General features: G+C 58.8%; 8 protein-coding genes. All 8 read right to left on the reverse strand.

The genetic code is table 11. The annotated features are described in order from the left end of the window. Window position 1: 1 nt before the first annotated feature. Window positions 2-3,265: an adenylate/guanylate cyclase domain-containing protein gene (locus GOX21_RS17830; protein WP_170379368.1), complete on the reverse strand. Its 3,264-nt coding sequence runs from the start codon at window positions 3,263-3,265 to the stop codon at window positions 2-4. A 196-nt stretch (window positions 3,266-3,461) separates the two neighbouring features. Continuing rightward, window positions 3,462-4,748, reverse strand: coding sequence for an amidohydrolase family protein (locus GOX21_RS17835; protein WP_170379370.1), 1,287 nt, complete (start codon window positions 4,746-4,748; stop codon window positions 3,462-3,464). Between the two features lie 8 nt (window positions 4,749-4,756). Then, window positions 4,757-5,698, reverse strand: coding sequence for an ABC transporter permease (locus tag GOX21_RS17840; protein ID WP_170379394.1), 942 nt, complete (start codon window positions 5,696-5,698; stop codon window positions 4,757-4,759). Further along, window positions 5,698-6,771, reverse strand: coding sequence for an ABC transporter permease (locus GOX21_RS17845; RefSeq protein WP_170379372.1), 1,074 nt, complete (start codon window positions 6,769-6,771; stop codon window positions 5,698-5,700). Before GOX21_RS17845 ends, GOX21_RS17840 begins: the two co-directional genes overlap by 1 nt. Further along, the gene (locus tag GOX21_RS17850; RefSeq protein WP_170379374.1) at window positions 6,768-8,279 is read right to left on the reverse strand and encodes an ABC transporter ATP-binding protein; all 1,512 of its coding nucleotides are present in this window, start codon (window positions 8,277-8,279) and stop codon (window positions 6,768-6,770) included. The genes GOX21_RS17845 and GOX21_RS17850 overlap by 4 nt, the downstream gene beginning before the upstream one ends. Window positions 8,280-8,318: 39 nt before the next feature. Then, window positions 8,319-9,308 carry a BMP family protein gene (locus GOX21_RS17855; RefSeq protein WP_170379376.1) on the reverse strand — a complete coding sequence of 330 codons (990 nt, stop codon included), beginning with the start codon at window positions 9,306-9,308 and terminating at the stop codon, window positions 8,319-8,321. Window positions 9,309-9,658: 350 nt separating this feature from the next. Further along, a complete protein-coding gene (locus tag GOX21_RS17860) occupies window positions 9,659-9,934 on the reverse strand; it encodes a hypothetical protein (RefSeq protein WP_170379378.1) in 276 nt (91 codons plus the stop codon). Between the two features lie 79 nt (window positions 9,935-10,013). Next, window positions 10,014-10,237: hypothetical protein (locus GOX21_RS21460; protein ID WP_217353056.1), on the reverse strand; the 224-nt coding region annotated here is incomplete at its 5' end.

Genomic DNA, 10,237 nt, shown 5'->3' on the forward strand with positions numbered 1-10,237 from the left:
CTTAATTCAACCGCCCGACCAGAGATTGCGTGATGCCCATCTCGGAAAAGCGCGCGCCCAGCGCTTCGAAATCTTCATGTGCTGACATGGGAATGCCCCAGCCCCCGCACGCGGCCAGAACCCTGGTGTGCTGTATCGACAGGTCGACCATTGGCAGGGGTTCCTCGGCGGTGAATTTTGCCAATGCGTCCGCATATTCAGTCGCCCGGTCCCATTCCTGCCGTGCCAGCATGACGGCGCTGGCATCGGGATAAAAATGCAGGTGGCTGTGGCCAACGCAACCCTCGGCAATGATCTGGGCGCCCAGTTTCAGGTGCTGATCCTGTTTATTAGGGTCTGTTTCCGCCATGGCCAGCGCCGACAACGCCTTGGGCCCCACGAAATTCCGACCATGTTCGAGCGCAATATCGACAGCCCGCTGACCGGTTTCCCGAGCATCGTCCATCTGCCCGGCGTAAACCTGTGTACGGGCCAGATGCTCCAATGCCTGCGCCTCAAGCCGCTTTGCGCCTACGCGGCTGGCAATTTCGGCCGAAACTGCGAAGGTCTCCAGCGCCCGATCCAGCTCACCCAAAAACGTATGCGCAACGCCTAGGCAGGTCTGGGCCACGCATTCCGGCACAAAGGCAAAATACTTCTGGGACACCTCGATGGCCTCTTGTGCATCCAGCTTGCCCTGCGCCACATCGCCGGTATAGCTGCGCGCCACGCTGAGGTTGTGCAGGTTCGCTGCCAGATCACGCACTAACCCCTTTTCTCGTGCCCGTTCCACCGCCTGCGTATAGAACCCCGTGGCGGTCTGCATGGTCGCGTTCATGAAATTCGCATCGCCGAAACCGCTGAGCGCACCGACCTCAAGCCGCGCCGATTCCAACTTTCTGGCCAGTGTTAGAGCCTTTTCATTGCTTTGCAGGGCGTCCTCGACCCGACCCAGAGGAAAATACACATTGCCACGGACATAGTTGATCTGGGCAATATCGCGTTCCGATCCACACCGCTCTGCAGCTATCTCGGCCGTACCCAGGCTTTGCAATGCGTCTTTGTACAAACTGGCCTGCCGTGCGGCCTGCGCCAACCCGATATGGGCGCGGGCGGTCTGTTCATCCGTTTCAGCCAGATCGGCCGCTTCTTTGAATTCGCGCAAGGCGTCGTCCGACAGGCCCTGCAAACGGTGGGTTTCACCGCGCGCGCAAAACAGATCGAACCGTACCCCGGATGGCGCGGGCAATTCCAAGGCCCGTTCGATCAGCGGGCTGGCATCATCAAACTGGAACGCCTGAATCAATTTCTCGGCAGCCTCCAGATACGCTTGTGCCGCATTGGTGGCACCTGCCCGATCCAGATGTTGCGCCCGCAGGGTGGCATCGCGATCCTCGAACCATTTCGCGGCCTGACGATGCAGCCGCGCGCGTTCGGATTTCACCAGCGTCGCATAAGACCCGTCGCGGATCAGCGCGTGGGCAAACATCAGATCGGTTCCTGCCTCACGGATCAGGGCGGACCGGATCAGGGTCGAAGTGTCCAGATGCCCTTCACCCAAGACATAGTTCAGCACCTCGGGCGAGAACCTCTGACCCAACACCGAGGCCGCCTGAATCGCCGCCCGACTGCGCCGGTCCAGCGCATCCAGCCGCGATTGCACGATGCCCTGAATGCTGCCCGGCACGGATTCGCGTTTCAGCACATCGATATTGCGCAAGAGCTGTTCCAGAAACAGCGGGTTGCCCCCCGCGCGCTTTACGCAGGCATCCAGCAGTTCGGGGTCCACGCCGGTGAACTCCTGAACCAGCTGTTGGGCCTGCTCATCCCCCATCGGCGCCAGTTCCAGCTTCGAGATCAGCGCGCCTTCGGTGCCCATTTGCCATTCACGGTTGATCGGATCGCCCTCGACCCGGCTGGTCATCAACAGTACACAAGGCAAATCGCGCGTGGTCGCGGCAATATGGGCGCAGGCGGTCAGAATTTCGGGGGCGGCCCAGTGGATATCCTCGATCTGGATGAGCATCGGCGCGTCACGACTGCGTGCCGCGATCAGCTCGTCGATCACTTGCCGCCTTCCGCGTTGGCGGGTGGCGTTATCCATCACAGCATAAACTTCGGCCAGGCCAGGGTCCTGCTCCAGTTCCAAAAGCGCGTTCAGATGTGCCACGTTAGACGGCGACACCCAGCCCTTGGTCACCGCATCCTGCGCCATTGCAGCACCGGTGGCAGCGTCATCCGTCGGTTGCAGCCCCAGAATGCTGCGGGCAACGGACTGGATGGCCGAATGCCCCTCACGCGCGCCGAAATCCATGACCACGCCATTGTGGATCGAGTATCCGAGCTCCGCAGCCATTTCGGCAACCTGTTCGGACAGATGAGTCTTGCCGATGCCCGGCTCGCCCAGAACGATATGCACCTCACCCTTGCCGTGCTGCTGGCAGCGATCGAACGTGGCCGAGAACAGCGACATCTCGCGCTCGCGACCGACAAATCGGTGCCGGCGTGACCGGATGTTGCGCGCCATTCGATCCAGACGCCACAGTTCGACCGGTTCGTTCAGCCCCTTGATCGGCTTTTCACCCAGCGACTCGCCGACAAAAAGCGGCCCTAACGCGCGCTGAATGTCATGCGACACCAAAGTATCACCCGGCGTCGCCATATCGGTGATGCGCGACGCCAGATTAACGCCGTCGCCCGTCACCGTGTATTCTGTATGCGCCTGACTGCCGGTTGTGCTGGCGATCACCTGACCCGACGCGATGCCGATGTGACACGACAGAGGCGGGTTCAAAGCGGGCAGCACTGCATGGATTTCCAGCGCCGCCCGCGCGGCCCGCTCGGTATCGTTGGTGTGCGATATCGGCGCTCCAAACACCGCCATCACCGCGTCCCCGATATGCTTGTCGATCCGACCACCGAATTTTTCGACCACATGATCCACCTTGGCAAAAAACGCGTTCAGCAGTTCATGCATGTCCTCGGCGTCCAACTCGCTGGTCAGGCGAGTAAAGCCGGTCAGGTCGGCGAACATGACTGTGACTTGCCGCCTGGCGGGCTCCAACGGGGTTTCGGGCTCATAGGGTTGAACGGTTTCGACAGTCTCAAGCTCCGCAATCGCGCGCAGCAGCCTGCGGCGGTCTCCGACAGCGGTCACTCCGATTTCGATCAGGTCTTCGCCCGTCAGATCGGGCAAAATTGCGAAATCAATTTTGTTATCCAAAAAGGCTTGCGCATAGTCAGATAGTCCAAGTGCGCTTAGCCAGTCCCTAAGGTCCTGAGACATGTCGCCCCTCTGAAGCCCCCAACTTCAGTCACAGACCTAGCACAGCAGACCCGTCTGAGTCTGCAATGGTTAACGAATTTAATGTTTATGTACGCCCATATGCACGAAACAGGAGCATCTGACCGCAGAGATTCAGGATGAGCTTATCGAGATTTGCCGCGTTCAAACCTGTAACACCGTGTGGCCTTGTCAGATTTCAGCTTATGAATGGCACGCGTGCCTCATCCAGAGATGTCTGCCCGCTGGGCAAGGTCAGATCATGGATCACCGGATTCGACCGGGCGATAACCCGGCCTTTGCGCACCACGGTCAGACGATGGGCGCGCAGGCGGATCGCCTCGATCTTGTCGCTGGCCTGCAGCAGAACGAAATTCGCGTCGCAACCCTTGGCCACGCCGTACCCCTGCAACCCCATGATCCGGGCCGAGTTTTCGGTCACCGCATCAAAACACCATGCCATATCAGCCCGGCTGGACAGCTGGCCCACATGCAGCCCCATAAAGGCCACGTCCAACATGTCGGCCTTACCCAGCGAATACCACGGGTCCATCATGCAATCCGATCCGAACCCCACAGTGATCCCTGCATCGCGCAATTCGCGCACGCGGGTCTGGCCGCGGCGTTTGGGATACGTGTCGTGGCGGCCCTGAAGCATAATGTTGATCAACGGGTTCGGGATTGCATGTACTCCGGCCTCGACCATCAGCGGAATCAGCTTTGAGACATAGTAGTTGTCCATCGAATGCATCGAGGTCAGATGCGACCCCGCCACCCGTCCATTAAGACCCAAACGATGGGTTTCATAGGCCAACGTCTCGATATGGCGGCTTTGCGGGTCATCGCTTTCGTCACAATGCATGTCGACCATCAAGCCACGTTGGGCCGCGATTTCGCAAAGCTGACGTACAGATTCGGCCCCGTCCGCCATGGTGCGTTCGAAATGCGGAATACCGCCCACCACATCCACACCCATGTCCAGTGCGCGGATCGTGTTCTGCATCGCGGTAGGGTCGCGCAAAACACCGTCCTGCGGAAAGGCAACCAGTTGCAGATCCAGATAGTCCTTCACCTGCTCGCGCACTTGCAGCAGGGCTTCAACACCCTTCAGCTCATCATCGCAGGTATCTACATGGCTGCGGATCGCACCAATCCCCTTGGCCACGGCCAGTTCGCAATACCGCATTGCACGCGCGATGATGTCCTCGACCGTTTGGATCGGCTTCAGTTCTCCCCACAGCGCGATACCTTCCAGCAATGTGCCCGAGACATTCATGCGCGGATTACCTAGCGATAGAGTCGCATCCATATGAAAATGCGGGTCAACAAAAGGGGGAGAAACCAATTGGCCACCCGCATCGATTACTTCGCCAGCTTCGGCTGTGATCCCGGATTCAATCGCGGCGATCTTGCCATCCGCGCAAGCAATATCAATGCCAGTCTGGCCATCGGTCAGGGTGGCATTCTTGACGATCAGATCGAACATGACGTTTCCTATCGTTGGCCCTTGAACCAAGGGGTGAGCAATGCACGCGGATAATCCGCCGACCGCGCCGCAACCACAAGGGCGATGATCGAGAGGATATAAGGGGCCATCAGGAATACCTGACCTGGCACCAGCGCGCCGATCTCGGTTTGCAGCCGCACCTGCAACGCATCAAAGGCCCCGAACAACAACGCGCCCAACAGCGCCTTTCCAGGCCGCCAACTGGCAAAGATTACCAGCGCGATGCAAACCCAGCCGCGCCCGTTGACCATGCCGAAGAAGAAGGCGTCAAAGGCGCTCATCGTGAGGAAAGCCCCGCCCAAAGCCATCAAGGCCGAGCCCGCGACAATGGCCCCGATCCGCAGCCCGTAAACCGACAGGCCTTGTGCATCGACACTGTCCGGGTTGTCTCCAACCGCCTGAATGGCCACGCCCAGGGCGGTGCGGTTCATCACATACCAGACCACCGCCACCATGAGCAGAGCCAGCCATGTCAGTGCGGTTTGCTGGAACAAAACAGTCCCTAAAAAGGGTAGATCTGACAGTACGGGCAAATCCAGTGGCTGAAATGGCTCGATCCGCGGCGGTGACGACACGTTCGGCAATGCGGTGCGATAGGAGTAATAACTGACGGAGGTTGCAAACAGAGTGATCCCCAGCCCTGAGACATGTTGCGACAGACCCAGAGGCACCGTTAGGATCGCGTGCAATAGGCCAAAAAAGGCCCCGGCCAGCGCCGCGACCAGCACGCCGCCCCACAGCCCCGCGCCCAGCCAGACCGCCATCCAGCCGCACATGGCACCGACGACGAATATCCCCTCGATCCCGAGGTTCAGCACACCCGCCCGCTCGCAGATCAACGCGCCTAATACGCCAAAGATCAGCGGCGTGGCGATGCGCAAGGACGCGGCCCAGAAGCTTTCGGAGAGCAGGATATTAAGGATATCCATCATGACGTGACCCCTGACGTGCTGGCCCGAACGATCCGGTAGCGGGCAAAGAACCCACCAACCAACACGCAAAGCAACGAAACCGACACCACCAGATCGGCCAGAAAAGACGACACGCCCATTGCACGGCTCATACTGTCAGCCCCTACGAACACGGATGCGATGAACAACGCGGCGATCACTACGCCCACAGGTGACAGCCCCGCCAGCATGGCGACCACGATGCCGGTATAGCCAAAGCCCGGCGACAGGTCCGAGGTCAGATACCCCTTGAGCCCGGCGACCTCGCTGACCCCGGCCAGCCCCGCAAGGCCGCCAGACAAGATGGCCACGCCAAACAGCGAGCGGTTTACATTGATCCCGGCATGGCGCGCGGCAGCAGCGTTTTCCCCCACCGCCCGCAAACGGAATCCCCAAACCGATCGGGCCAGCATGAATTGCGCCAATCCGGCCAGTAGCAGAGCCACAATCAACCCTGAATGCACCCGCATCCGCTCGATCAAAGGCGGCAACATACCCTGATCCAGGATAGGGGCGGATTGCGGCCATCCCAGGCTCATTGGGTCCTGTAGGACCCCTTCCAGCATCATCTGCACAAAGATCAGAATGATGAAATTCAACAGCAACGTAGTCACCACCTCATCCGCGCCAAAACGGATTTTCAGATAGGTCGGGGCAACCATCCCTGCCGCACCCGCTGCAGCACCCAGCACGACGATCAGCGGTAATAACAAGATACCATGGACATCCAGCACCCCCGACCCAACCGCCACAGCCGCCATCGCACCCAGATACAGCTGCCCTTCGGCCCCGATATTCCACAGCTTGGCGCGGAACGCCAAAGCGGCGGCCAGACCGGTAAAGATCAGTGGCGTGGCGCGCGTCAGCACCTCGGAAAATGCGAAAACAGAACCAAATACGCCGCGAAACATCTCTTGATACGCCTGAATAGGGTTCGCCCCCGCGGCCAGCAATGGAATGGCGGCAAACCCCAGTGCAATTATGGCGGACAGGATTGGAACACCCAGGGTAAAGGCTCGCGACTGAGTCTGGCGCGGTTCTATGCGGATCATGCCGGTTCTCCTGCCATCATCAGCCCGATCTGTTCGCGGTCACGGCCGGGGGCCTCGTGCAATTCACCATCGCGGATCACCACGATGCGGTCGGCTAAACCCAGAATTTCATCAAGATCTTCTGAGATCAGAACCACTCCGGCCCCGCGCGCGCGCGCCTCAAGCAGGCGGCGTCCGACCTCGGCAGCAGCCCCCATGTCCAGACCACGCGTCGGTTGATTGGCCAGGATCAAACGCGGTGCCCGATCAAATACCCGCGCCAGAATAAGCTTTTGTATATTGCCACCCGACAGCAACCGCGCCGGTGCTTCGACACCCGGCCCACGCACGTCATAAGCCTTTGCAAGGCGCGCGGCGTTCTCTTCGATCGCCTCACGTCGCAGCAGGCCGCGCGATTGCACGTCGCTGTCACCCAATCGCTCGATCACCATGTTTTCAGCCACGCTCATCGCGCCAACGATGCCTTCGTGGTGGCGATCTTCGGGGATACGACCCACGCCCGCCCGTATCATCGCCGCGGGGTTGAGCGTGCCGATTTCAACTCCATCCACCTTTATTAGACCCTGTTCTGGCTGAACGAGACCAGAGATCACATTGGCCAACCCGCTTTGTCCGTTGCCCGAAACCCCAGCGATCCCGAGGATTTCATGCGCATGTACAGTTAGATCTACAGAACTGAGCGTATCGCGCTTGGACCGGCCAGGGACTGACACGCCGGACAGGCTGAGTACCGGAACGCCCGGCGCCATGGTGCCCCCGGCAAGTTCCGGCGTATCCGCCCCGACCATCATTCGGGCGATAGATTTCTCATCCGCTTCGGATGTAGCCATCTCACCAACTTTGCGCCCGTGGCGCAGCACCGCGATCCGATCAGAAAAGGCCAGAACCTCGCGCAGCTTGTGGCTGATGAAAATGACCGACAGCCCCTCATCCGTCATCATACGGATGTTTTCGAACAATGTGTCGGCCTCTTGCGGGGTCAGCACGGCGGTGGGTTCGTCCAGTACCAAAATTCGCGCCTGCCGATACAGGGCTTTCAGGATTTCCACCCGCTGCCGTTCACCCACCGACAATCGTCCTACGGGCGTATCCAGCGGCGCGGTCAGGCCACTTCGATCTATAATGGCCTGAATCTTTTCTCGGGCCTCCTGCCGGCTGCGGCGCAGTGCAAGCAGGGGTTCTGAGCCCAATGTGATATTATCTAGGGCCGAGATATTCTCGGCCAGCGTGAAATGCTGATGCACCATGCCCACGCCTGCGGCCAGCGCCACCTGCGGATGACCCAATGGCAAGGGCTGCAGAACACCCGCCTCGTCAGCGACGTCGATAGACCCTGAATCGGGCAAATAATGCCCGAACAGCATATTCATCAACGTGGTCTTGCCTGCGCCGTTTTCGCCGAGCAACGCCAGAACTTCGCCCTTGTTCAGGATCAGGCTAACATTGTCATTGGCGATTACCGGGCCGAAATGTTTGCTCAACCCGTTGAGCTTGAGAACTGTAGTCATGGGGAAAGCGGGCCGGCGCAAAGTCCGGCCCGATTGCAATCAGTTGTCCGAGACCGGGCGGTCATCGTTGACATTCACCCGGAACAGACCGTCCAGAATCTCGGCCTGACGGGCATTCACCGCCTCAAGAACCTCGGCCGGAACCAGCTCTTCATCCAGAACCATTGACCCGCCGCCATAACCCATAAAGCTGTACTGGCCGTAATCCGCAGCCTCGAATGAGCCGCCCGCAACATTGGCGATAGCCTTGTCGATGGTCGGCTCCATATGCCACAGGGCTGAGGCCATGATCGTGCCGGGGTAGTCACCCGACGTGTCGATGACGTTGCCTACGGCCTTTACACCACGCTCAACCGCCGCATCCGAGACACCAAAGCGTTCCGCGTACATGATATCCGCCCCCGCATCCATCATCGCGATGGCGCTTTCCTTGGCCTTGGGCGGATCATACCAGCTGTCGATGAAGGTCACGAGGAAGGTGACATCCGGGTTCACTTCGCGCGCACCATCCATGAAAGCGTTCATCAGGCGGTTCACCTCGGGGATGGCATATCCACCGACCATGCCGATCACGTTCGATTCCGTGGCAGCCCCTGCCACCATCCCGGTCAGGTAGGACGGTTCGTGAATCCAGTTGTCGAAGACCGAAAAATTGGGCGCTACTGGCCCAAAAGATGACCCCATCAAAAAGGCGGTATCAGGATAGTCCTTAGCCACCTTGCGCGCCGCACGCTCCAGGCCAAACACCTCGCCCACAACCAGCTGTGCGCCTTGCTCGGCATATTCGCGCATCACACGTTCATAATCTGTGTTCGCCACATTTTCCGAGAACACGTATTCGATGTCACCACGCTCGGCTGCGGTGTTTAGGGCCTTGTGTATGCGGCTGATCCATTGCTGTTCCACCGGCAAGGTATAAATCGCCGCGACCTTGACGGTTTCCGCTGCCGCCAGACCGGCGGAGAATAGGGTTGAGGCAGCCGCCACAGCGGCCAGCAGTACTCTTCTTGAAAATATTGTTTTTGTCATAACACTCTCCTGTCTGGCAGGATGGCAGCATTTTTTTACTGTTCAGTCAATTTTTTCATCCATATCCCATGGGAACATGACTGTATCTCAGACAGTTTCGGCAGTGTTTCTAAGGTTGGGGTTTGGTCAAGCGCTTAGGCCCAAAGCTCATGTTTTGGTGCCATAGGGCAAAGCGGCACGACACACGTTTTACGTGTGTCTGGCGTAAAAGTTTGTAAGCAGGTGTCTAAAGGATAATTCCGGTGTCACGACACATTACACCAATCTAAAAACTAAAGACTGCCGCAGTGGTTTTCCCGGTGACAGCGCGCCGTATTGGCGCACTACTATTCGTTTGTTTGAACAGCGGATCAGTTGGTGCCCACTGTGCTTGTGGTGCTGTTTGACGACCCGCCGCCACCGCCGCCCGAAGCAGCCACACCTACTGCGGCCGCAGCCACGCCAAGTGCGGGCGCGACAAGAGGTACAAAACCAGTCACACCTTCAGCCGCAGCTGCAGCCGCCGCATCGTCCAATGGGGCTACACGAGTAGGATCGACAGGCTCCGGGGTCGTCCCGTCGGTCGCGTCCTGCCCAAAGGCGCTTGTGGTTGAAAGGGTCAGAACCAACACGGTCGCTCTGATCATCAAGAATCTCCTAAAACAAGTCTTGGCCGGACGCTATCACACCCGTTCGGAGGTGAGAATGTCATTGCTGAAAAAATTTCTATAAACGTTCAGATAAAATTTGCTTTTTCAGAGGCTTGCCACAGATCCGCGCCCGCAGACCCCCTAGGCGCATTTCCTTAAATTCAAGGGCGGCCTGCAACGCTAGCTGGCCCGGCCACACTGCCGTTAACTCTTCAATTGCAGAATTGCCACATGGTGTTTTGTGTATATTTTTTTGGCGGATTGTTTCGGGACGTTTGTTTTGAAAGTTGTTAGTGAGGC

The sequence above is a fragment of the Ruegeria atlantica genome, from assembly GCF_013032005.1.
In the GTDB taxonomy this organism is placed as follows: Bacteria; Pseudomonadota; Alphaproteobacteria; order Rhodobacterales; family Rhodobacteraceae; genus Ruegeria; species Ruegeria atlantica_A.